The sequence below is a fragment of the Sphingobacterium sp. InxBP1 genome, assembly GCF_026191775.1.
GTDB lineage: Bacteria > Bacteroidota > Bacteroidia > Sphingobacteriales > Sphingobacteriaceae > Sphingobacterium > Sphingobacterium thalpophilum.
This window is the reverse complement of sequence record NZ_JAINDX010000043.1, coordinates 195,197-218,864: the sequence shown is the minus strand read 5'-3', so window position 1 is coordinate 218,864 and position 23,668 is coordinate 195,197. Positions and strand designations below refer to the sequence as shown.

Below are 23,668 nucleotides of genomic sequence, written 5' to 3'. Positions count from 1 at the left end.
ATAAGTAAAATTTGCATCTGATGATAGGAAAATAACAGGTGATTAGCATAAATAATTTGCAGTTAGTGGATGACCTGTTTTCAAAAATTAAAGGGCTGGTAAGAATAACCTACCAACCCTTTATCGCGATTGCATTTTTTGTTATAATTTGCTTTCTCGTTTTTTCTTTTTCTTGACGACTTTTGGCATCTGCGCACGTTTTAATTCGTATTGCCTTTCGATATACTGAATAATTTCTGATGCGATGTCCTTTTTTGTTGCTTTCTCAATACCTTCCAGTCCCGGCGAGGAATTCACTTCCAGCACCAATGGCCCGCGGTCGGAGGGAATCATATCTACACCGCATACCGTAAGTCCCAATTGTGCGGCAGCAGCAATGGCGGTTTCGCGCTCGGCTTTGTTCAGCCGGATGACCTGTGCGGTACCTCCGCGATGAATGTTGGAACGAAACTCTCCCTCTTTGGCTGTACGTTTCATCGCTCCCACGACCTTGCCATCCACAACAAAAGCACGGATATCTGAGCCTTTGGATTCTTTGATATACTCTTGGATCAAGATGTTGTTGCCCAGTCCATAAAATGCTTCGATAACCGAAGATGCAGCTTTCTTGGTTTCGGCGAGAACGACACCAATACCTTGGGTCCCTTCCAGCAGTTTAATGACCAGCGGAGCACCGCCGACCATACTGATCAGATCGTCCACATCGGACGCTGTACGCGCAAATCCGGTGATCGGGAGCCCAATACCGGCGCCCGAAAGAATCTGCAGACAGCGCAGTTTGTCTCTTGATCTGGTGATCGCTTGGCTAGGGTTGGCTGAAATGACATCCATAACTTCAAATTGCCGGACAATGGCGGATCCATAAAATGTCACCGAAGCTCCTATCCGTGGGATAATGGCGTCAATATCGCTAAGATCCTGTCCTTTGTAATGAATACTAGGTTTACCTTGTTGAATGCCTACATAACACTTGCTGTGGTCGATGACAACACATTCGTGTCCTCTTTGTTGGGCGGCTTCTACGAGACGACGAGTAGAGTATAAGCTCTTTACTGTCGATAATACGGCAATTTTCACGATTTGTATATTGAATATATTTTGTGCTAAGATAACAAAATAGCGTCGCTATTTGTTTTTATTTGAAAGGCTCTTGAGTGAAAGGTTTTCTTTGGACACATCAACCAAAAATTTTTTATACAGGAAGTTTTTCCCTAGAAGCATGGGATAGGTCATTTCCGAGCGGTTTCTCAATGAAATTTTGATATCAAAGACCTGGTCAAAGAGCTTGGCTGTAGTCCGGATATAATACCGTTTTTCCTCTTGGCCAAAGGAGCTCTTCACAAGTTTGGTCCTGTAAAGCCTGAGTTTGAGCGTGGCTGTCTGATGCGTCGCAAAATCGGTGATAAGTTCGCAGATGATCCAGTCATGGCCCTGTTCCTGGACTATCTTATAAGCGTTGCAGTGCAATACCGATGAAGCGGCGCCAGTGTCAATTTTTGCTTCAATACCAAATATCCCCAGTTCAGGCAGGTCTAGAGTTTCTTTCCAGCCCACAAGATGTTTTTCTTTCATTATATCAAGTGGAATAAAAGCACTGATCCGCAAAGGGGACAGTGCTTATCGCTTTATTCGTAGATAAATTCTCCATACGGAGATGTTATAGTCACTTTTTTGGATGCAGCGGCTTCGACACGGCCAATGATCTGCGCAGGAATACCGAATGATTCCGAGATGGCGATGATGTCCGAGGCAATAGCCTCAGGCACATATAATTCCATCCGATGCCCCATATTGAAGACCTTATACATCTCTTTCCAGTCGGTATTTGATTCTTTTTGTATCAACTCAAAAAGAGGCGGGACCGGGAAGAGCTTATCTTTGATGACGTGTACATCTTCCACAAAGTGAAGCACCTTGGTCTGCGCTCCGCCCGAACAATGCACCATACCGTCTATTTGTGAACGATATTTATCCAAGATGTTTTTGATTACAGGAGCGTAGGTCCGAGTGGGCGAAAGAACCAGTTTGCCCGCAGTCACCTGTTGGCCTGTTTCAACCTGAACGGTACTGGTCAGATCCTGGCTTCCGGCAAAGACCAGCTCATAAGGAACGGCTGGATCGTAAGCTTCGGGATATTTTTCTGCTACCTGTTTATTGAATACGTCATGCCGTGCCGAAGTCAGGCCATTGGATCCCATGCCGCCATTATACTCTTTCTCATAGCTGGCCTGCCCGTTGGATGCTAATCCAACAATGACATTGCCCGCCTGAATCCGATGGTTGGATATCACGTCCTCACGCTTCATTCTACAGGTAACCGTACTGTCAACGATGATCGTCCGGACCAGATCGCCAACGTCTGCCGTCTCACCGCCTGTCGAGTAGATGCCAATACCAAGCTCGCGAAGTTCTGCGAGAATTTCCTCTGTACCGTTAATAATCTCAGCAATGACTTCACCCGGAATCAGGTTTTTATTTCGTCCAATGGTCGAGGACAAGAGGATATTGTCTGTGGCACCCACACAAAGCAGATCGTCTATATTCATAATGATCGCGTCCTGAGCGATACCTTTCCAGACCGAAATATCACCAGTTTCCTTCCAGTATACATAGGCTAGGGAAGATTTGGTGCCGGCACCGTCGGCGTGCATAATATTGCACCATGCCTCATCTCCGCCTAGTATATCGGGAATAATTTTACAGAATGCTTTGGGAAATAAGCCTTTGTCGATATTTTTTATCGCATTGTGCACATCCTCTTTTCCTGCGGATACGCCTCGTTGATTGTATTTTAAGTCTGACATCTTAGCGCAAAAATAAGCAATAGCACTGAATTAACGAACCTTATTTAAGGATTTTAATCACTTGCGATAATACGCCAGTGGACAACGAGATTTTCAAGATTTATTTTCGCGTTGGCAGGACTCGTGCTGGGCAGACAGACATAGGAAATATCCGCTCTCTTTTCGAAATGTCTACGGTATAAATGATAAGCTTTTTGTCCATTGAAAACGATCCTGCGGATAGCTGGGTATTGATCCAGCAAGGTCGTGATTGCATTGGGACGCTCGCCTTTAATAGCAAGATCCATGCTCCCGGGCCGGGATGCCTGCGCGCATACATCCCAAAGACCGATACCATTGTCCAGCAGCAATTGTATTTTGTCGGTGTAATCGACCGCGTCGGGACGGTCAAATAAATGGCGCATAACTTTCCAGAAGCGGTTTTGCGGATGGGCATAATACTCATTTTCCGCAAGGGACGTATCTCCGGGCAAGGAGCCGAGCACAAGAACTTTGGTGGAGCTGTTGACGATAGGGGAAAATGATTTTTTAAGCATATTCAAATTTAATAATATTCTATTCCGCTTTGAAATATCAAATGCTTTTTGCTATATTTATGATATTAAAATGATATCATAAATATATTAATAAATTATGGAAAAACTAATAAAACCCATGTCTGGCTATTTAGCCTTGTTAATCGCAGTTGTTTGCTTTTTTGCGGCCATATTTTCATTTATGAACCTGGAGGAAAGTTCTCTTTGTGCTGTCCTGGGCGTTGTATTGATGATCGCCACCTTTTTTATTCTGAAGGGATTAATGATTATTAATCCGAACCATTCCCGTGTGCTGAACTTTTTCGGTAAGTACGTGGGTACTGTTAAGGAAAACGGGCTGTTTTTTGTAAATCCACTGTATTCGACCATCAAGATCAGTCTGCGTTCGGACAACCTGCAGGGGCAGACCTTGAAGGTGAACGATAAGATGGGTAATCCGATTGAGATCGGCGCTGTCATCGTATGGCAGGTGGGGGACACCTACAAAGCGGCGTACGACGTCAGCAATTACACATCGTATGTACGTACACAGAGTGAGGCAGCGGTAAGACATCTGGCCGGTAGTTTTCCCTATGACAACTTGGAAGATGAAGGCGCTGAGATCACATTGCGAGAAGGCGGAGACACGGTAAACCATATCCTTGAAAAAGAACTGTCCGAACGGCTTGCTCCAGCAGGGGTAATTATCAAAGAAGCAAGGATCAGTCATCTGGCCTATGCGTCGGAAATCGCCGGAGCCATGCTGCAGCGGCAACAGGCGGCGGCTATTGTTGCTGCACGTGCAAAGATCGTGGACGGTGCGGTAGGGATGGTTGAAATGGCACTCAATAAATTATCCGAAAAAGATATTGTGGAATTGGATAATGAGAAAAAAGCTGCAATGGTCAGCAACCTTATGGTGGTCCTTTGTGGAGAAAAAGCTGCTTCACCGATTGTTAATACAGGTACCTTGTATCAATAAACTCACTAAGATGGCGGATAAGAAAAACTTTATGTTGCGGCTTGATGATCAGATGTACAAGGCATTGGAAAAATGGGCCGCAGATGAGTTTAGGAGTGTGAACGGGCAGATTGAATATCTTTTGCATAGAGCGCTTCAGGAAAATAAAAGACTGAATGCGGAGAGAAAGTCTGCCGACAAAAAATAAAGAATCAGCAGCGAAAAATGTACCTTTGACTTTGCGTTAACAAAGCAAAGGATACATTTCTTATTGTTTATTAATTTCAGATCAACATATGAATATTAACCCCGCATACAATTTGTTGGTTGTCAGTACTAGTACGATTCATGGTAGTGCGTTTCTCAGCTATATTAAAGAGGATTTTGTGCAGTTTATCCAGACCGATGAACTGCTTTTTGTACCCTTCGCCCGGCCCTCGGGTATTTCTTATAAGGAGTACACAGCCAAGGTACAGCATGCTCTGGCGGATAAGCATATCAAGGTTAAGGGATTGCATGACTATCCGAATAAGAAAACAGCGATTGAGGAGGCAAAATCCATATTTGTGGGCGGTGGCAATACGTTTTTATTGCTGAAGACTTTATACGATCTGGATTTGATGCAGCAGCTACGTACGCAGATTGCCAAGGGAGTGCCCTATGTCGGCACTTCAGCAGGTTCGAATCTGACCGGAATGTCCATCGGGACGACCAACGACATGCCCATTGTGTATCCCGCAAGTTTTGAGGCTTTGGGCTTGCTGCCATTTAATATTAATCCCCATTACCTGGATCCCGATCCTCATTCCACACATAAGGGCGAAACGCGGGAGATACGCATTCAGGAATTCCATCAGTTTAATAAACAGCCTGTTATCGGTCTGCGTGAAGGCAGTTGGCTGGAAGTGCGCCATGGGCAAATCAAGCTGGAAGGACCATGGACTGCCCGATTGTTCAGACGGGGGGCAGCAGCCGTAGAACTTAGTCCGGGGTTAATTCATTTTTAAGTTATCGTAAAATCTAGACTTTTTTTTGGCGACTTATCGCGTTTAAGAGTCCGCGGAGCGTATTTTTGAACCGAATTGAAAGTACAGTATCTAAAAAATACGGGGTAGCATATTGGAAATCCTACAAAATAAGCTACTTTTGCGCTAAATCCATTAAAATACTCTTCCAATGGAACAAAATTCAGCACTTCACCCAGCGGATATTGCGGAAGAAATATCACGCCTCAATAAAGGTGAGCAACATCAGGAGTTTATGAACTATCCGCTTTTGGATAGACTTGAAATCTTTTCCTTTCTGGAAGTGGATGTTCAGTATACATTGATTAAATCAATGACAGAACAGGAACTGTCTGAATTGCTGAATAATCTAAAGCCTGATACCCGAAACGAACTGCTTTCTGAACTGCCGGATGAATTGATCAAATATTTGATCAACCTGCTGAATGAGCGTGAGAAACAGATGGCCCTGGAACTTATCGGATATAAGGAAGACAGCATTGCGCGGCTGATGACACCCATGTATGTGCAGGTACGACCATATTATACCGTGGATGATGTTTTCAGACATATTAAGGTGTTCGGAAGGAAAGCGGAGACCCTCAACTTCATTTATGTGGTGGACGAAAAAAATGTATTGATCGATGACCTGAAAATCGGTCAGCTCCTTCTTTCCGATGGCACCACTAAAATTTCAGACCTCATCGATTATAATTTTGCCGCCATCCGGGCCACAACACCGATGGAAGAGGCGTTCGAGATCTTTCAAAAATATGACCGAAGTGCCCTGCCCATCATTACCGATGCCGGCGTGCTGGTTGGAATTGTCACCTTCGACGATGTACTGGATCGGATCGAAGATCGAGATACTGAAGATATACAGCGATTCGGGGGAATGGAAGAGCTGGATCTGGCCTATACGAAGACGCCCTTGTTGCAGCTGATTCAGAAGCGGGCAGGCTGGCTGATTATTTTGTTTTTCAGTGAGATGTTGACGGCTTCGGCCATGGGGTTTTTCGAAGGCGAACTCGAGAAAGCTGTGGTGCTGGCCTTATTTGTTCCGTTGATCATTTCCAGCGGCGGGAATTCAGGTTCTCAAGCGGCTTCATTGATTATCCGTGCAATGGCGTTGGGCGAACTGAAGCTCAAAGACTGGTGGTACGTCATGAAACGAGAGGTGTCTTCCGGTCTGATCCTGGGCGGTATTCTGGGAGCTATCGGTTTTCTGCGCATACTGGCCTGGCACTTTCTCGGCCTGTACGATTATGGCCAGTATTGGGTAGCGATAGGCTTGACAGTGGCTGTCTCCCTGTTGTTTATCGTTCTGTGGGGGACCCTTTCAGGTTCGTTTATACCTTTTATTTTGCGCAGGTTCGGTTTGGATCCTGCCACCGCGTCAGCGCCATTTGTTGCGACGCTGGTGGACGTGTCCGGTCTGATCATTTATTTTACCGTTGCCGCATTCTTCTTGCAGGGAAAATTGCTTTAATATTACCGTTAGCTTCAGGCGTCATCTGTGGCGTGCTATAAATTGAGCTTGCGGTATAAGGTTTCCTTTACTCCTCCTTTTTGTGCCTTATAAATACCTTTTTTGCCCGATGATATGAATGCAGCAAAGCAGGCAATGGCGATATACAGTATTGGCTGTAGACCGAACAGCTCATAGCCCATCACCATACAGGCCAGCGGTGTATTGGTTGCCCCGGAGAATACCCCTACAAAGCCCATGGCAGCCAGTAACCCCAATGGCAAGGGAATGACCAGACTTAATGCACTGCCCAGAGTGGCGCCGATAAAAAATAGTGGAGTCACCTCCCCGCCTTTAAAGCCAGCCGAAAGAGTGAAAGTGGTCAGCAATAATTTTAGAATAAAAGCTTCGTCAGGGGAAGGACTCCGAAAGGCCTCCTGAATCATCGGGATGCCCAAGCCAATGTATTTTGTGCTGCCCAACAGTGCAACAGCTATGATAATAACAATTCCACCAACGAAAGGTCTGGCAAGGGGAGATGCAATCCGTTTGAATTGGATGCTAAAAAAGTCGCCTGCAAGCGTAAATAGCCACGCTGCCAGACCAAAGAGAACACCAGCAATCATGCTCCACAGGATACCGCTGGCAGAGAGTGCCGGTATTCGTTCATGGATCGGATAATGGGTGTGCGGTATGTTCCAGAGCTGGCAGCTCAGATGCGCAAGGTATGCCGTAACGAGACAGGGGAGGATACCGAGGTATCTTTTTCTCCCGATCAGCAATACTTCTAAGCCAAAAACGGCGCCTGCGAGTGGCGTACCAAAGACCGCTGCAAACCCCGCGCTGATGCCGATAGAAATAAGGATGCGGCGCTCCGTTTTGTCAAAGTCAAACCAACGGTTGAGCTGATCCGATATCGCACCGCCGATCTGCACTGCCGTACCTTCCCGTCCTGCCGAGCCGCCGAACAGATGGGTCAGCAGGGTTCCGAATAGCACGAGCGGTGCCATCACCAGAGGAATCCTTCGCTGCGGGTATAGATACTCCGTGATGAGCAAATTGTTACCTTGGCTTGCTGTATGGCCCCAGCGCTGATAGGATGCTGCGATGACAAGTCCCGCAAGGGGCAGTCCATATATAATCCAGGGCTGAGACTCTCGGTACTGTGTGACCCAGTTTAACGAGAATAAAAAAAAGGCACACACAGACCCCACTGCGAAGCCGATAGCGGCACAAGCAAAGAGCCATTTGAAAAAAAAACGAATAGTGGTGTTGTATTGGACTTTTGCAGCCATAATCTACTTGATATAAATAGTGCTTTTATATTATAAAGTAGACGTCATCAGCTTCTTAGGGCGGTTCAGGGCAGACATCATTGCCAGTATGTGGTACAAAATTATAAAAAACGAAGGATAATCGCAACCCATCCTGCTATCATCAGCAGGCCACCCAGAGGAGTTATAGGTCCCAAAAACTTTAGATTCTTTTTCCAATAAGCGGCAAAAGCCAGAAAATAGATACTTGTCGAAAACAGGAGAGTGCCTAAAGTGATCAGATAGAAGGCAATTCGTTCGGATTGATATTCAAAAGAAAAATTTAGCCCTAGAATTAACAGTGTGATGGCGGTGTACATCTGGTAGCGGACGCCTACTTCAAAAGACTCCAGTTTCTCGGACGGGAGAATCTTTTTGAAGGCATGGGCCCCGAAAGCGCCCAGGATAATAGCTAGGGAGCCTAGTAGGGCAGCAGTGATGATAACGATATTGTTCATAATGTAAATTACTTATCCATAGGTCTGGTCATGTCGATATGCAGAATTCCGTAGTCCGGATAGGGTTCAGAGTTCTGGACAAAACCCAATTTCTGATAAAATGATTTTAAATGGAACTGGGCGCCGATCTGAATTTCATGGGGTCCGAAAACTTCGCGGACCGTCTCAATTGATCTCTGCATCAGCGCCTGGCTTATTCCTGTGCCACGGGCCTCTTTAGCGACAATAACGCGTCCGATGGAGGGCTGCGGATAAGAGAGACCAGGAGGTACCAGACGGGTATAGGCAATGATCTCATAGTCCTGTTCGGTCCAAAGATGAAGACAGTATTGGTCTTTGCCATCCAATTCCGGATACAGGCATTCCTGCTCCAACACAAAGACGTCCTGCCGTAGTTTCAAAATACGATAAAGTTCGGTATTGGTCAGCTCGTCAAATTTCTTAAGTACCCATTGATGGTTGTTCATAGCAGTGAAAGAGTGGGGGACAAATGAAAAGGCTACACTGCAAGCGAGTCTCTCCATTTGTCCCATAGATAGGGATGATAACTATGCTAATAGACTTTTGACCACCTCTGAAATGGTTTTTCCATCGGCCTGACCAGCTAACTTTTGGTTGGCAGCGCCCATGACTTTGCCCATATCTTTAATAGAGGAAGCTCCTGTTTCTGCAATAATATCTTTGATGACTGATTCAACCTCTTCTTTGCTCAGTTGTTTAGGCAGGTAGGTTTCAATCACCTTTTCTTCTTCCAGTTCGATCTGATAGAGGTCTTCGCGATTCTGGCTTCTGTAGATTTCTGCAGATTCACGGCGCTGTTTGACCAGTTTTTGTAATACTTTGATTTCAGCATCCTGACTCAATTCGTCAGCGTGTCCTTTTTCTGTTTTTGCTAGTAGAATTGCCGCCTTAATAGCCCGCAGTCCGCGAAGCTTCGCTGCGTCTTTTGCGATCATTGCGGCTTTGATGTCTTGATTTATTTGAGTTTCTAATGACATAATACGTATTATTTTCGATTGACAATCGTGCCGGTAGCCTGTGCTGTCGGCATTATTAATAGATCGTTGATATTCACATGGGCAGGCCTTGTAATGACAAAAAGGATGGTTTCGGCCACGTCTGTGCCGGTCAGTGGCTGTACGCCGGTATATACCGCCTTGGCGCGGTCTCTATCGCCATGAAAACGCACTTCCGAGAATTCAGTTTCGACCATTCCCGGGTCGATGGAAGTGACTTTGATGCCACTGGAGAGTAGGTCAATGCGCATTGCTTTTGTCAGCGCATCTACGGCATGCTTGGTTGCACAGTACACATTGCCATTAGGATAAACCTCCTTGCCGGCAATAGAGCCTAAATTGACGATGTGTGCACCATTTTCGGTGTCCATCAGCGGTATTACAGCCTTGCTTACATACAGCAGGCCCTTGACATTGGTGTCTATCATTCTGTCCCAGTCGCCAATATCACCCTGATGAATGGGGTCAAGGCCCTGGCTCAGCCCCGCATTATTAACGAGCACATTGATTTTCTTCCATTCTTCCGGTAGACCATTGATCTGCTGTTGCACCTGCTCTGCATCTCTGACATCCAGTTCGAAGGTATGAATGCGAATATGAGGATAGGCTGTATTTAATTTCTCCTTCAACGTTTCCAAACGATTTAACCTACGGGCACAGAGTAGAAGATCATAACCTTCTCTTGCCAGCACTTCGGCACAAGCCTGACCAATTCCTGAACTTGCTCCGGTGATGAAAACTGTTTTTGTCATATGTTTTTACTTAATCCTTTAGACACTTACTTTGTTGCGACATAAATGGTACAGATGCCAAAAGTCTGCGGTCTGACAATCGTGTGGTTAAACCCGGCTCTTCTGTTTATTTCGACAAACTGCTGCCCTTCCGGAAATTGAGCAACCGACTCCGGTAGGTATTCGTAGGCACTGGAGTCTTTCGAGAAAAACTTACCAATGGTGGGTGTCACATATTTGAAATAGAAGTTGTAAAGCTGTTTGATCGGAAATTTTTTTGGATTGGAAAATTCCAGGATAATGGCTTTACCGCCGGGCTTTAGTACGCGGTAAATATCGGACAGCCCTTTTTCCAGGTTTTCAAAATTGCGAACCCCAAAGGCCACTGTGACCGCATCAAATGTGTTGTCGTCGAACTGTAGTTTTTCAGAGTCACCGAGCTGAACTTCAAACTGACCCTCCAGGCCCTTGCTTGCTATTTTCTTTTTGGCTACGTCCAGCATACCCTGGGAGATGTCGACTCCAATGATTTTTTTAGGATTCAATATCTTAATGGATTCAATCGCAAAATCGCCCGTTCCGGTTGCAACATCCAGTATTAGCTGTGGATGGATGGATTTTAGGGCCCTGATCGCTTTTTTTCGCCAGATAATATCAATGCCCAGAGACATGAAATGATTTAAGAAATCGTAGGAATGCGAGATGTTGTTGAACATATCCGCTACCTGTTTTTTCTTGCCGTCATTGGCATCTTTATAGGGTTTCAATGTAGAAGAGTCGTGCGTCATAATCACAAAGATACAATATAAGTCTATTTTTAACACGGAAAATAAGATTTGTTTTTCCGGCGCTTTTCATCACGCTACATCGCCCGAAAACGAATTCATGGCGTCCGCTTTGAAAAATAGTTCACATCCATTCAAGTTATTCACATTTTTTAACAGGTTGACTGTGAGTGTATATTTTTTATTTTCAACATGTTTTCCACACTGGATGTTAAAAAGTGATGTTGTAAAACTGTGTCCTTCAAAGCGTTTTGACAGCTGTCATCTTCGTAGCGGAAAGACCTGTGTGTAATTCATGCCGCTGATGAATTTTATTTTTTATACATTTGTTATCCCATCCTAATTTAGAGGTGGCCGAAGCTATATTTCTGATATAATATCATGATGAACGAGAGCAATTTTGAAGCGAATAATACGGACAATAACAAGCGTGGCAATTATGGTGAGCGCCGTACCAAATTAAATAATTTGGTCAGTGGCCTCGGAAAGCTACCGCCACAGGCAGTGGATCTTGAGGAAGCGGTTTTGGGGGCACTGATGCTTGAGAAAAATGCGCTAAGTGAGATTATTGATATTTTAAAACCCGAATCGTTCTACAAAGAAGCTCATCAGAAAATATTTGAGGCTATTTTCGGTCTCTTTCAGAAAACCTCACCAATTGATATTTTAACTGTTACCGCTGAACTTCGGCGAATGGGAGCCCTGGAGATGGTGGGCGGAGCCTATTATATCACGCAATTGACGGACAGGGTCGTGTCGGCAGCAAATATTGAATACCACGCCCGTATCATTTCCCAGAAGTATATACAGCGGGAATTAATTAAGGTTTCCACGGAGATTATCAACAGCTCTTACGATGAAACTTCGGATATATTTGATCTTCTGGATCATGCAGAGAAGAGCCTTTTCGATATTGCACAGAACAACCTGAGAAGAGACTCGCGCAAGATGGACGATATTATGCGTGAAGCGATCTCCAATCTAGAGATGTTGCGCGATCGTACCGACGGGCTTACGGGGGTACCTTCGGGATTAACAGCCCTCGACCGTATGACGTCGGGATGGCAACCTTCTGATTTGGTAATCATCGCTGCGCGTCCGGCCATGGGTAAGACCGCTTTCGTATTATCTGTTGCTAGAAATGCTGCGGTTGAACATGGGAAAGCTGTTGCCGTATTCTCGCTGGAGATGTCCTCTGTACAGCTTGTCAATCGTTTGATCGCGGGAGAGACAGAGATCGAACAGGAAAAATTGAAAAAAGGTAATCTGGCGGACCATGAGTGGCAGCAGTTGCATTCACGGATTGGACGGCTGACCGAGGCGCCGATTATTATTGACGATACACCAGCATTGAACGTATTCGAATTTAGGGCAAAATGCCGCCGGCTTAAAGCGCAGTACGATATACAGATGGTGATTGTGGATTACCTGCAGCTGATGCATGGTAAAGCTGAAGGTAAGGGCGGTGGAAATCGTGAACAGGAAATCGGTAGCATTTCCCGGGCATTGAAATCCGTGGCCAAAGAGTTGAATATTCCGGTATTGGCACTCTCACAGCTGAGCCGCGCCGTCGAATCACGTCCGGGTAACAGCAAACGGCCGATGCTCTCCGACTTACGGGAGTCCGGATCTATCGAGCAGGATGCCGATATGGTGCTTTTCCTGTACCGGCCTGAATATTATGGGTTGACCGAAGACGAAGAAGGGCGGCCGACTGCAGGGGTAGGAGAGGTTATTATTGCCAAACACCGGAATGGTGAAACCGGTATCGTACCGCTCCGTTTCGTAGGTAAATTCGTGAAGTTTGTCGATCTGGAAGATGAGTTTTCGGGTATGGGTGCGGGAGACGGATTTGGCGATGCGCCTAGTACATTCTCGGCTTCTGCCCTCAATCCCTCACCTAACTTTGGTGATGATTTTGCTGGTGGCGGTTTCAGTGGCGGCATCACAATGCCTTCTCGTATGAATGATATGCCGGATGATGCCCCCTTCTAATGGATATCGAATTCTCATATACCGATTAAATAAAAGCCGAAATCACTGATTTCGGCTTTTATTTAATCGCTCCGCCTGTCATGGGATCTGCGCCGTTAGAATTTATACGTGAAGCCAGCACCGACAATCTGCCTAACCTGTAATGCAGAATTTCTTCTTCCAACTTCTTTTCCATCTTCAATGATCGGAAGCGCGGTGTTATCATCGTAAACGAGCTGTACACCAGCATTGACTGTGATAAATCTGTTGACTTTCATAAATAAATTAGCTGTATAGTCGATATCAACATTCTGTGGCTTATCCAGGTAATTCGAATAAAGTTTTAAGATATTCTCGAAAGAGACATTCTCCATCAGATTTACCTTATAATAAGCATCAAAAGATGCGCCGAATTCTGTCCGCAATTTTTTGCCTGCATCTAGTCCATACCGCGTTGAAAGCAGCGTATCGCTCACCATCACCAATCGCACCGCTGCAGGTGATAAGTTGAAGCGTAGGTTGTCGGATCTCTTGTAGGCCAAGCCGGGACCGAAACTCAGATAAGCAGGTGCCAGGAATCGTGAAATACGTTCTTTGGGCTCCTTTGTATAATCATAGCCGTCTGCAAACTGCGTGTTGAAATTTAGGAAAAAGGTATAGAGCCAGTATGTGGAAGCCTGATGTCCCAGTAAACTATTCAATACCAGTCGGTCATCATTTTTGCGCCAGTCCGATTCTTTTTGGAATGTCAGTCCATATGCGGCAAGCGCTTTATTGTCCCAGGACCACTTACCTTTTTTATAATTGAAATCGTAATTGAGGGTGAGGTTTCCCGAAAATGAATTGACGCCCCCCGCGGCCCAGTTGGAAAATGAACTCTGGTTGATGAGAAATGTGTTTTCACCTTTGATTGTCCATGTTTTGCTTGTGTCAGGGTCAATCTCCTGGCTTAATGACCGATAGCTGATCAAACATAATACGATAAGAAAAATAGGGTTTAGCCTTTTGATGTTTGGAAGTTGAATTCTGTGCATAGTTTCTAGAAATAAAGGTTCTATGAATTAACGAATAACTTTCTTTATTGTTTGTGTTTTTTTGCTTACCTAAGTATTAAATAAAATCCGAACTTTGCCATCTGCCAATGGATGCAGGTCATTAGGTGCGCTTTATCGACAGCAGCAGAGTCTGCCCATTGGTTGGGCCAAGATTAATTTTTGTGTAACTGATACGAATGAAAATAACATTACTTTGCATCGGAAAAACCGATGACAGCTACCTGATAGCGGGAATTGACAAATATATCAAAAGGTTAAAATTCTACGTGACGTTTAATCTGCTCGTTATACCCGACATCAAAAACAGCAAAAGTCTTTCTGCTGAGCAGCAGAAAGACAAAGAAGCAGCTCTTATATTGAAGCAGCTGCAGCCACAGGATATGGTGATTTTGCTGGACGAGTTCGGAAAAGAGTTCAGATCGCTGGATTTTTCTGCTTATCTGGAAAAGATGATGGTCAATAGTGTGCAGCATATGGTGTTTGTGATCGGTGGCCCTTATGGTTTTGATCAAAAGGTCTACGACCGTGCCAATGCGAAAATGTCCCTTTCCAAAATGACTTTTTCCCATCAGATGATCCGGCTGTTTTTTACTGAACAGCTTTACAGGGCCTTTACGATTATGAAGGGCGAACCTTATCACCACGAATAATATGGAAAAAAGTCCGTAACTTCATCATGAATAAAAACAGACTTCTATGAATTTACCGAATAAACGTGACTATCACTATAAGAGTGACGAAGGTGAGAAAAATAGCCAATTGAACAAATACATCATGATCATCTGTATCATCATCGTAATTTTGCTAGCATTTTTCTTTGCCTGACATGATACCCTCTGTTTACGGGATAAGTAAAGAATAAATCTCTTACTCATATCCGTATGGAGGATATCAGCAGATGATTTTTAATAAAATTTAAAATTGTTTTTGAGGAGAACGCAACTTAGTTTTTTGGAGAAGTTTGGTTCGTTTTGCGCGTTCTTTTAGGTTCAGTGTTGTGGATAAATCCCCAGTTGGTTACATAAAACGACAGGGGAGTGATTTCTAATAATTTTTTCATTTTCTCTTTTTTTACCATATAATATATTATTGATTTATCCCTAAAGTATCAATAATCACGCCAAACTGGTAAAAGTGTCAGATCTACCGCCTCACTCACTATGAGTGCTTTGGTGGCCAACAAGATAGATAGCCCCAAAAGGGGCTATCCGTATGTTATTTTTTGTCTATTTTATATAATCGCCCCATGTCGGTAATGGCGTAAAGTGCCCCATCTTTTCCCTGCGTGATATCTCTAAACCGCTGTCCCTCGCCGGCGAGCAAGCGTTCTTCACCGACGACCTTATTATCTTTTAAGATAATCCGTGCGATATGTGTACTGCTGAGTCCACAGATGAAAAGATTGTTTTTCCATTCAGGAATATTCTGCCCGGTATAGAAAGCGATACCGCTGGGGGAGAGTACTGGATCCCAGTAATAGACGGGCTGCTCAAGGCCTTCTTTTTGCTGAATACCTTCGCCCACCTTGTCTCCTTTATATTCTATACCATAGGTGATGGTTGGCCAACCGTAGTTTTTTCCTGCCACGATTCTATTCAGTTCGTCTCCACCGCGAGGGCCGAATTCAGTCTCCCACAGGTCACCTGTCTCTGGGTGCAATGCTAGCCCCTGCGGATTGCGGTGTCCGTAACTATATATTTCCGGACGGGCATTTCCCTGGCCGGCAAATGGATTTCCGGGCGCCGGCTGCCCATCTTTGGTGATACGCAGAATTTTTCCGAGCGCCGCCTGCAGATCCTGTGCCAGAGGTCGGGTGACCAGATCCGAACGCTCGCCTGTACTAAAAATAAGGTTTCCGTCTTTATCAAAAAGAATACGTCCGCCATAATGCAGATTGCCTTTATGCGCCGGCGTTGCCTGGTAAATAACTTTTGCACCTTCCACCGATTTCTCGTCAGCTGCAAGTTTGCCTTTGCCCACAGCAGTCAGTGTGCCGGAAGGTGTATTATCAGAAAAGACCCAATAAACCATACGGTTGGATGTAAAATCCGGATCTAAAGTTAAGCCAAGCAATCCGCCTTGACCACTGGCATTGACAGGTGGAAGTCCTTTTATTGGTTCACCTAATTTTCCGTCCGCAGCGGCAATGCGTAAGCTGCCTTCCTTTTCAGTGATCAAAAACCGGCCGTCGGGTAGGGCGGTAATCCCCCAGGGTGATTTAAGGCCTTCGGCGATAACCTTACCTTCGTAAGGGGTGGCTGTTTTTGCACCCGCAATCCGTGTCTGGCCAGCAAAGGCTGGTTTGTAATCCGTAATTGCTTTTTGGGTCTCTACAGGTGGATAGCTTGTGGTATCCGTTGGTGCTGTTGCGCTGCTGTCTGCGCTACCATTGGGGCCAGCATGCTTGGAGTTGCATGCCGTTAAACCTAATGATATCATTAAGAGGCTTAGTGTCAGTTTGGTTTTCATCGAATGACTTGTTTTTTGGTCTGATTGTCAGCTTGAAGATATTAAAAATTAATGAGATGTCACTTTACGGAATGTAATAAATTTGTTTACCAAGCTGAAGCTGGAGCAAACACAAGATTTACGGTGGTAAAATGAATCATTTTTTATAGGTATCCATTTACAGATTATCTACACAGCGGGCAAGTATCTGCTGCAGCTCACCGTCTTTGTTCTCGTAATATTCACTGACTTCCAGTACCGTATTTGTGCTCAAATTATAGATGCACACAGGGACATAGTTGGGCTGGGCCGATGTCTCAAAGGTCTTGAAATAATCGGCGCTTTCCTGAAAGGTTGCGAAATCTTTGGATTCACAGTGGTCTGTTTTCTCGTTATATGCGATGGTTATAAAATTCTTTTTCATTTTACTCTCCTTTACCTGAATAACGAAAAGTAGGCGGCAAAAGTTTTATAAAATCCGTGCTTTTTGCGAAAATAGCTATTTTCGGTAGCGGCCGGCTGCCTTTGATTGACCAGTGACCGTTTCTGATACTCATATAAGCAAATACGGTCGGCTGTCGCGGCAGTTTGTGTTTCTTTGTGGAACTGGTTAAACGCTGATATGGCTGGCATCGACTGGCTTTCCGAAGAATATTTTGGCTTTTGTTTCGAAATCCCGAGGATCATCGGTGGTATAAAAAGCCAATTGTCCGTTTTTCGAGCAGGAAGCCTCAACTTCGGCGTGGCGATGCAGATAATCTTGCAGGCTGCCGGCGACGATAGGTCCCTGGGAGATGACCGTAACACCTTTGGGTACATATTTCTCGATGACGGGCAGCAAAAGCGGATAGTGTGTACAGGCCAATACAATCGTATCAATCTGATCCGATTGTTGCAGGAGCTCGCGAATATCTTTTTGTACAAAATAGTGCGCGCCTTCGGTATTGATCTCGTTATTTTCTACCAGAGGAACCCAAAAAGGACAGTCGTGTTGAAAAACTTCGATTTCGGGATTAAACTTATGGACTTCGATTTTATACGATTCAGATTTAACAGTTCCGGTAGTTGCCAGAATACCAATTTTATTGGTCTTGGTGTAGTTGTGTACGATCTCCGTCGTCGGACGGATAACACCGAGCACTTTCTTGCCTGCCGGAAGGTCATTATGCTGTAAGGTCCGTAAGGCTTTGGCCGAAGCCGTGTTACACGCGAGTATAACCAGGTTGCAGCCCATTTCGAACAATTTAAAAACGCATTGCTTGGTATAATTATATACGGTATCAAAAGAGCGGGTGCCGTAAGGAACACGGGCGTTGTCGCCGAGATAGATATAGTCGTACTGTGGCAGCAGCTGTTGAATTTCTTTGAATACCGAAAGACCGCCATAGCCGGAGTCGAATATTCCGATAGGTCCAGAAGGTGATGTTTTATCCATAACGCAATGCTATAAGTTACTGCCCTTATAACATTGCGTTATAAGTTTAGTTTTTATTGAAGCAAAGATGGTTTTTCCTTGTAGATTTTCCAAACTAATTCACCAAATAATGTATTGGTCCAGGCAAACCAGTGTCTGGTGAATTTTTTTGGATCATTTTTATGAAATGATTCGTGCATGAAGCCAGTACCACCGTGGGTGCTGACCAAGGTTTTGATACAACTGCGGATCTCCTCGTCATCCCGTGATGTCTGCGCACGCATAATGATGGACATTGGCCAGATCATGTCACGGCCGATATGGGGGCCACCTATGCCCTCAGCCGCTGTACCTTTAAAGAAGAACGGGTTTTTCTCGGATAGCACAAAGTTGCGGGTGCGTTGGTAGACCTCATCATTCACATCGACCGCTCCGAGGTAAGGTAAAGCCAGTAAGCTGGGGATATTTGCATCATCCATCATCAGATGACTTGAAAATCCGTCCACTTCAAAGGCGTATATCCTGCCCAGTGTCGGATGATCAATAATGCCGTATTTATTGACTGCAGCTTCCACTTCATCGGCCAGTGCTTCCATCTTTCCTGCAAGATTTTGCTCGTTTTTTACTTTTCTTAGGATTTCTGCTGCCTGTCTCAGACTGACAATCGCAAAAAGATTAGATGGAATCAAAAACGAAAAAATCGTCGAATCGTCCGAAGGCCGGAAACTCGAACAGATCAATCCTACCGGATTCACCGGATATCCGTATCCGTCAACCTGCAAGGTATCTGACCCACGGGAGGTCGTTCTTTCAAATTTGTAGGGCCCCAAACTATCTTTGCGCTGCTGTTCCACAAATGTTTGATAAATCTTGTGCTGAGCTTCCAGCCATTCCTCGTTAAACGGGCTGCTGTCATTCGTTTCTTTCCAATAATGGTAAGCCAGACGGATCGGATAACATAGCGAGTCAATCTCCCATTTCCGCTCGTGGATCCCCGGTTTCATGCTGGTATGGTCACTGAACCATTCGCCCTTTTTATTCGGGTCATTATAGAAAGCGTTAGCATAAGGATCAATGTTGATACACTTGCTTTGTTTCTGAATCAAACCTACAATAAGGTCCTGTAGCTTCTTATCTTTCTTCATGAAGGGAAGGTACGGCCATACTTGAGCACTGCTGTCCCTGAGCCACATGGCATCAATATCCCCAGTAATTACATAGGTGTAATTTCTGCCGTTTTGCACATACGGGAACACCGTTGTATCCAATGTATTGGGGAAGCAATTGTTGAATAACCAGGTCAGTTCTTTGTTTTTTACATTTTTCTGGAATTCGGCGATGGCATCTTCAATTACTTTACTGGAGAAAAGTCTTTTTTCTTTGGGCGTGCGTACCGTCGGAAAGGAATGCTCCTGAGCAAAAGAGTACCTGCCCGCCAATGCTCCAGCGGTCAGTAAGGTTGCATTTTGGATAAATGTTCTGCGTTTCATGCTTATTAAGGCTAGATTTTAGTATACTACGGTTATTTAATAAAATGCAAGATAGAAATATTTTTAGATATAAGGAATAGCAAATACGATTTAGCATTATAAATCTGAACGCGTATTTTCTTTAAGTCATTTTTATTCGGTTAATTTGCAGTTGGAATGCATTTTGCTAGAAGAAATAATCTTGAATTAATTTTATGAGGCTTCATATATCAAAAAAAAATAATTTACTTCCGATAGTGTTGGCAGGCATCGGAGTAGGGGTGACCTTTTCAGGTTTTGGACAAATTAAGAGCCAGCCCTATTCTTATCATTTTTATCAGAAGATGAATGATGTGGTTTATTCGACGGATACAAGGATGCATACTTCAGCCAAACCCTTTGTTATCAAGGATTCGCTGTTGTTGGCGAAGTTCGATTCCATTCAATCCAACAAGCCGGTTTCTTCATCCAACTGGTTTATGCGCAAGATTTTTAATGAGCATTTGGTACAAGTAGACAAAGATGACTACAGTTTTTACGCTGACTTTCTGCCTGATATGTATATCGGAAAGGATCTGCGGGGTGACAAGCGTCGTACATGGATGAACGGACGTGGATTTCAGGTGGGATTGAATGTGGGAAACAAATTTACATTCAATACCTCGGCATTTGAAAGCCAGGCAGTATTTCCGAAATATTTGGACGATTATATCGTTGCCAACAAGGTCATTCCCGGCCAGGGAAACACCAAGTTTCAATCGAAGAACAAGATGGACTGGATGTATGCCACGGCTAGTATGACATATGACGCGCATAAATATGTGCAGGTTACTTTAGCCTATGATAAAAATTTCATTGGAGATGGCTATCGCTCCATGTTGTTATCTGACTTCTCCTCCAATTATGCCCATTTGAAATTGACGGGAACGATTGGTAATGTTCAATATACCTCCATTTGGGCTTACATGAATGACCCTACACACCCTAGACAAGATCTAACAGGGGTATTCCCGATGGAAGGGCAGAATAATAGTCGTCTTGGTGATGGAAAAAAATGGGGCGCTTTCCAATACCTGGACTGGAATGTGACGAACAAATTATCATTAGGCTTTTTTCAGTCGGTTGTTTGGGCCGCACAAGACGAAGCAGGGAAACGAGGATTTGATTTTAGCTATTTAAGTCCGATTATTTTTATTCGCCCGATTGAAAGCAACAATCGTACGTCGCCCGATAAGATGTTTTTGGGTCTGACGTCCAAGTATAAGCTACCTTACAATTTAACGGCCTATGGTCAATTTCTTCTGGGCGAATTTACGGCGAAAGAATTTTTTGCTGGAAACGGTTACGCGCACAACAAATGGGGTGCGCAGCTAGGGGTGAGAGGCTATAACATGTTTGGTGTCAAAAACCTAAATTTCTTGGCGGAATATAATACAGCACGTCCCTATACTTATGCCCACTTCAAGTCGTATTCCAACTATAGCAACAATGCCGAACCTTTGGCACATCCAAAAGGCGCCAACTTTAGGGAACTGGTGGGTTTGGTCAACTATGCCTGGGACCGCTGGGATTTTTCCTTGCAAGGGATGTATACCCAAAATGGTCTTGACCTACCAGACGGCAGCAATATGGGCGGTAATATTTTTCAGTCCTACCGTACAATCCCTAACATCTATGGCAATCATATCGCGCAGGGTATCAAAAACAACATTTATTATGCCGATGCGAGAGCCGCCTATGTGCTCAATCCGAAGTACAATCTACGCTTAGAACTGGGGTATATGCAGCGATATGCGAAAGCACAATATGAGACACCTGTGGTCAACAAATCAGGCGTAGTAACTTTTGGCCTCCGTTCGAGCTTCCGGGCTATTTATAACGACTTATAGCAGCAAGGGAGCATCTATTTGCAACATAAACGACGATCCATCGCTCTTAGCGGCAGGATGGTGGTTCAGTCATTACATAAAACGGCCCGGCGTACCGAACTTTGGTATGCCGGGCATTATCAACCATTGAAAATATCCATATACCGATGAAAAAGATCCTTGTATTAAATGGACCAAATTTGAATCTTCTGGGAGTAAGGGAAAAATCCATCTACGGCAGCCGGGATTTTTTGAGCTATTTCGAAGAGCTAAAGCAGCGTTTTGACACTGTTCACCTGGAGTATTACCAGAGCAATTCGGAAGGCGCTCTGATTGATAAAATCCACGCCGTGGGTTTTGAATATGACGGTATTGTCATCAATGCAGGTGCCTACACACATACGTCTGTGGCAATTGGCGATGCCATAGCGGCAATCAACACGCCCGTCATTGAAGTGCACATCAGTAATGTGCACCAGCGGGAGGCGTTCCGCCATCATTCTTTTCTCGCCAAAAACTGCAAAGGGGTGATCTGCGGCTTTGGTCTTGACAGTTATAGACTCGGCATCGAGGCACTGCTGGCCTGATGCATTGTCATAAAAAAAGCGGGACGTCCCGCTTTTTTTATGATTAACCAATGAGTGCTCTTATTTTCACTTCATCTTCCTTGATCTGTGCTTTCATCTCTTCGAGTGAATTAAATCGCTCGTCATGACGGATAAAATGCAGGAACTTGACACGTAAGGTCTTGCCATAGATGTCCTCGTTAAAATCGAAAAGACTGATTTCTATGGCGCGGTTCATGCCGTCCACAGTAGGTCTTGTGCCGATATACCCCATGCCTTTGGCAACCGAAACTGGGCTTTCTTCGTGGTATTCGCCCGTTGTAATATTCTGAATATGGTTGTAAATATGCACTTCTACAGCATAAATCCCATAAGCAGGTATCAATTTATGCGGCTCATGTACCTGCAGATTGGCCGTTGGGAATCCGATGGTGCGGCCGATCTGATCACCACGTATCACCGTTCCGGTCAGCTCAAATGGATAGCCCAGATAGAGATTTGCGGTTTTGATGTCACCCTTGATCAGCGCCTCGCGCACACGGGTTGATGAAACCGCTATATCGTTAATATCCTGTTCCGGTATTTCGTCCACGCTGTAATCAAAAATGGATGCAAATTGTTCAAGATCCTGCAAGGAGCCCTTACGGTCTTTCCCGAAATGGTGATCATAGCCGATAACGATCTTTTTGGTACCCAATTTACCCACAAGCACATTACTGATATATTCTTCAGGAGATTGGTTGGAAAAATCCCGGGAAAAGGGAATAATGATCAGGTGGTCGATGCCGACCTTGCCCAACTGGCTAACTTTTTCTTCAATATCATTGATGAGCCGCAGACTGTCGTCATCCGGATTAATAATTAATCGGGGATGCGGGAAGAAAGTTAGCAATATGGTTTCGCCGTTAATTTTCTGAGCGGCTTCTTTTAAGTGCGCTAATATTTTTTGATGGCCGATATGGACACCATCGAAAGTTCCGATGGTAACGACTGCATTTTCAACGGGGGAGAAATCTTCTAAACTTCTGTAGATTTTCATTTATAGGAGTTTTTGCAAAAATAAGATAAAGAATCAATAAGTCGGGCCGCTCAGGTTATTTAATGATTTCTTTATGACGTTTTATTTCCGCGATGAGCTGTTCAAGGTTCCAGGCATTTTCGACCCGGTAGTCGCCACTTTTTGTGCGTCTTAAGGAACTTAAGTGTGATCCACTGTGCAGCACTTTTCCAAAGTCATGGGCCAGGGAACGGATGTATGTTCCCTTGGAGCAGGATATGCGGAAATGGACCACAGGAAGGTCTATCTTTTCAATGATAAAGCTGTTGATACGTACCAGTCGCGACTTGATTTCCACCTCTTCACCGCGGCGTGCTTTTTCATAGACGCGCTCGCCGTTGATTTTAATGGCTGAGTGCGCCGGTGGGAACTGTTGGATCTCACCTTCAAAGGACTTTGCCGCATCCAGAATCAGCTGTTCTGTAATATGCTCTATAGGAAAGGTTTCATCGACTGCAGTCTCCAGATCATAGGACGGCGTGGTGGCACCTAAGGTAATGGTGCCGGTATATTCCTTGTCTTCAGCCTGATAGCTGTCGATCTTCTTCGTCAGTTTGCCAGTACATACAATGAGCAGTCCCGATGCCAGGGGATCCAAAGTGCCAGCATGCCCCACTTTTAGCTTTAAGGGTTTAAGCGAGTTTCTGATTTTTCCAACAACATCGAAACTCGTCCATGTCAAAGGTTTATCGATCAACAACATTTCACCTTCAGCAAAATTGAATCTTGCTTCGCCTTCACTAACCTCTATATTTTCCATGA

The 23,668-nt window shown here is 44.6% G+C and carries 26 protein-coding genes and 1 riboswitch; of the genes, 9 read left to right on the top strand and 17 right to left on the bottom strand.

Features of this window, described 5'->3' with window-relative positions:
• Positions 1-141 precede the first annotated feature (141 nt).
• From rimK to K7A41_RS10485, 4 genes are read right to left on the bottom strand one after another with little or no spacing between them, the layout of a single operon-like run.
• A complete protein-coding gene (gene rimK, locus K7A41_RS10500; RefSeq protein ID WP_037532138.1) occupies positions 142-1,077 on the bottom strand; it encodes a 30S ribosomal protein S6--L-glutamate ligase in 936 nt (311 codons plus the stop codon).
• Positions 1,078-1,125: 48 nt separating this feature from the next.
• Positions 1,126-1,572 carry an ATP-dependent zinc protease gene (locus K7A41_RS10495; protein WP_028068479.1) on the bottom strand — a complete coding sequence of 149 codons (447 nt, stop codon included), beginning with the start codon at positions 1,570-1,572 and terminating at the stop codon, positions 1,126-1,128.
• Positions 1,573-1,625: 53 nt separating this feature from the next.
• Positions 1,626-2,804 (bottom strand): AIR synthase related protein, encoded by a 1,179-nt coding sequence (locus K7A41_RS10490; RefSeq protein WP_028068478.1) that lies wholly within the window; start codon positions 2,802-2,804, stop codon positions 1,626-1,628.
• A gap of 53 nt (positions 2,805-2,857) precedes the next feature.
• Positions 2,858-3,340, bottom strand: a complete 483-nt coding sequence (locus K7A41_RS10485; protein ID WP_028068477.1) for a DNA-deoxyinosine glycosylase — start codon at positions 3,338-3,340, stop codon at positions 2,858-2,860.
• A 97-nt stretch (positions 3,341-3,437) separates the two neighbouring features.
• On the opposite strand from K7A41_RS10485, the gene K7A41_RS10480 reads away from it, so the two are divergent.
• From K7A41_RS10480 to mgtE, 4 genes are all read left to right on the top strand, one after another.
• Positions 3,438-4,301, top strand: coding sequence for an SPFH domain-containing protein (locus K7A41_RS10480; RefSeq protein ID WP_265713682.1), 864 nt, complete (start codon positions 3,438-3,440; stop codon positions 4,299-4,301).
• Positions 4,302-4,311: 10 nt separating this feature from the next.
• Positions 4,312-4,488 (top strand): ribbon-helix-helix domain-containing protein, encoded by a 177-nt coding sequence (locus K7A41_RS10475; protein WP_081817790.1) that lies wholly within the window; start codon positions 4,312-4,314, stop codon positions 4,486-4,488.
• Between the two features lie 88 nt (positions 4,489-4,576).
• Entirely contained in the window at positions 4,577-5,287 is a 711-nt protein-coding gene (gene pepE, locus K7A41_RS10470) for a dipeptidase PepE (RefSeq protein ID WP_028068475.1), read from the top strand.
• Positions 5,288-5,456: 169 nt separating this feature from the next.
• Positions 5,457-6,773 carry a magnesium transporter gene (mgtE, locus tag K7A41_RS10465; RefSeq protein ID WP_028068474.1) on the top strand — a complete coding sequence of 439 codons (1,317 nt, stop codon included), beginning with the start codon at positions 5,457-5,459 and terminating at the stop codon, positions 6,771-6,773.
• A gap of 35 nt (positions 6,774-6,808) precedes the next feature.
• On the opposite strand, the gene K7A41_RS10460 is transcribed toward mgtE, so the two are convergent.
• The 6 genes from K7A41_RS10460 to ubiE all read right to left on the bottom strand — a co-directional run bounded on the left by K7A41_RS10460 (position 6,809) and on the right by ubiE (position 11,058).
• On the bottom strand, positions 6,809-8,047 hold the full coding sequence (locus tag K7A41_RS10460) for a chloride channel protein (RefSeq protein WP_037532133.1): 1,239 nt from the start codon (positions 8,045-8,047) through the stop codon (positions 6,809-6,811).
• Between the two features lie 31 nt (positions 8,048-8,078).
• A riboswitch (Fluoride riboswitch) is annotated at positions 8,079-8,141 on the bottom strand.
• Positions 8,142-8,148: 7 nt separating this feature from the next.
• Complete coding sequence (locus K7A41_RS10455) at positions 8,149-8,523, bottom strand: DUF423 domain-containing protein (protein WP_028068472.1); 375 nt, start codon at positions 8,521-8,523, stop codon at positions 8,149-8,151.
• Positions 8,524-8,531: 8 nt separating this feature from the next.
• Positions 8,532-8,990, bottom strand: coding sequence for a GNAT family N-acetyltransferase (locus tag K7A41_RS10450; protein ID WP_028068471.1), 459 nt, complete (start codon positions 8,988-8,990; stop codon positions 8,532-8,534).
• An 81-nt stretch (positions 8,991-9,071) separates the two neighbouring features.
• A complete protein-coding gene (locus K7A41_RS10445) occupies positions 9,072-9,521 on the bottom strand; it encodes a GatB/YqeY domain-containing protein (RefSeq protein WP_028068470.1) in 450 nt (149 codons plus the stop codon).
• 8 nt (positions 9,522-9,529) lie between these two features.
• On the bottom strand, positions 9,530-10,291 hold the full coding sequence (locus K7A41_RS10440) for an SDR family oxidoreductase (protein WP_028068469.1): 762 nt from the start codon (positions 10,289-10,291) through the stop codon (positions 9,530-9,532).
• Positions 10,292-10,317: 26 nt separating this feature from the next.
• Entirely contained in the window at positions 10,318-11,058 is a 741-nt protein-coding gene (gene ubiE / locus K7A41_RS10435) for a bifunctional demethylmenaquinone methyltransferase/2-methoxy-6-polyprenyl-1,4-benzoquinol methylase UbiE (RefSeq protein WP_028068468.1), read from the bottom strand.
• A 378-nt stretch (positions 11,059-11,436) separates the two neighbouring features.
• Between ubiE and dnaB the strand changes: the two genes are divergently transcribed.
• Complete coding sequence (dnaB, locus tag K7A41_RS10430; protein WP_265713681.1) at positions 11,437-13,050, top strand: replicative DNA helicase; 1,614 nt, start codon at positions 11,437-11,439, stop codon at positions 13,048-13,050.
• Between the two features lie 95 nt (positions 13,051-13,145).
• Here the strand turns inward: dnaB and K7A41_RS10425 are convergent, their stop codons facing one another.
• Positions 13,146-14,063 carry a DUF3078 domain-containing protein gene (locus K7A41_RS10425; RefSeq protein WP_232048768.1) on the bottom strand — a complete coding sequence of 306 codons (918 nt, stop codon included), beginning with the start codon at positions 14,061-14,063 and terminating at the stop codon, positions 13,146-13,148.
• A gap of 197 nt (positions 14,064-14,260) precedes the next feature.
• Here K7A41_RS10425 and rlmH point away from each other — a divergent pair, with 197 nt between their 5' ends.
• The gene (gene rlmH, locus K7A41_RS10420) at positions 14,261-14,734 is read left to right on the top strand and encodes a 23S rRNA (pseudouridine(1915)-N(3))-methyltransferase RlmH (RefSeq protein ID WP_028068465.1); all 474 of its coding nucleotides are present in this window, start codon (positions 14,261-14,263) and stop codon (positions 14,732-14,734) included.
• 46 nt (positions 14,735-14,780) lie between these two features.
• Positions 14,781-14,909, top strand: a complete 129-nt coding sequence (locus tag K7A41_RS10415) for a hypothetical protein (protein ID WP_262709480.1) — start codon at positions 14,781-14,783, stop codon at positions 14,907-14,909.
• A 390-nt stretch (positions 14,910-15,299) separates the two neighbouring features.
• Here K7A41_RS10415 and K7A41_RS10410 read toward each other — a convergent pair whose 3' ends face one another.
• The 4 genes from K7A41_RS10410 to K7A41_RS10395 all read right to left on the bottom strand — a co-directional run bounded on the left by K7A41_RS10410 (position 15,300) and on the right by K7A41_RS10395 (position 19,436).
• Positions 15,300-16,553: a PQQ-dependent sugar dehydrogenase gene (locus K7A41_RS10410; RefSeq protein ID WP_265713680.1), complete on the bottom strand. Its 1,254-nt coding sequence runs from the start codon at positions 16,551-16,553 to the stop codon at positions 15,300-15,302.
• Positions 16,554-16,710: 157 nt separating this feature from the next.
• Positions 16,711-16,956, bottom strand: a complete 246-nt coding sequence (locus K7A41_RS10405) for a hypothetical protein (RefSeq protein WP_265713679.1) — start codon at positions 16,954-16,956, stop codon at positions 16,711-16,713.
• 186 nt (positions 16,957-17,142) lie between these two features.
• Positions 17,143-17,967, bottom strand: coding sequence for a glutamate racemase (gene murI / locus K7A41_RS10400; RefSeq protein ID WP_265713678.1), 825 nt, complete (start codon positions 17,965-17,967; stop codon positions 17,143-17,145).
• Positions 17,968-18,020: 53 nt separating this feature from the next.
• Positions 18,021-19,436, bottom strand: coding sequence for a glycoside hydrolase family 125 protein (locus tag K7A41_RS10395; protein WP_028068460.1), 1,416 nt, complete (start codon positions 19,434-19,436; stop codon positions 18,021-18,023).
• Positions 19,437-19,630: 194 nt separating this feature from the next.
• Between K7A41_RS10395 and K7A41_RS10390 the strand changes: the two genes are divergently transcribed.
• Together K7A41_RS10390 and aroQ are read left to right on the top strand one after the other, a co-directional pair.
• Positions 19,631-21,304, top strand: coding sequence for a gliding motility protein RemB (locus K7A41_RS10390; protein ID WP_265713677.1), 1,674 nt, complete (start codon positions 19,631-19,633; stop codon positions 21,302-21,304).
• 146 nt (positions 21,305-21,450) lie between these two features.
• Positions 21,451-21,870 (top strand): type II 3-dehydroquinate dehydratase, encoded by a 420-nt coding sequence (aroQ, locus tag K7A41_RS10385; protein ID WP_028068458.1) that lies wholly within the window; start codon positions 21,451-21,453, stop codon positions 21,868-21,870.
• A 43-nt stretch (positions 21,871-21,913) separates the two neighbouring features.
• Here aroQ and K7A41_RS10380 read toward each other — a convergent pair whose 3' ends face one another.
• Both K7A41_RS10380 and truB read right to left on the bottom strand, forming a co-directional pair.
• Entirely contained in the window at positions 21,914-22,888 is a 975-nt protein-coding gene (locus K7A41_RS10380) for a bifunctional riboflavin kinase/FAD synthetase (RefSeq protein ID WP_265713676.1), read from the bottom strand.
• Positions 22,889-22,943: 55 nt separating this feature from the next.
• Entirely contained in the window at positions 22,944-23,666 is a 723-nt protein-coding gene (gene truB / locus K7A41_RS10375) for a tRNA pseudouridine(55) synthase TruB (RefSeq protein ID WP_028068456.1), read from the bottom strand.
• Positions 23,667-23,668 lie beyond the last annotated feature (2 nt).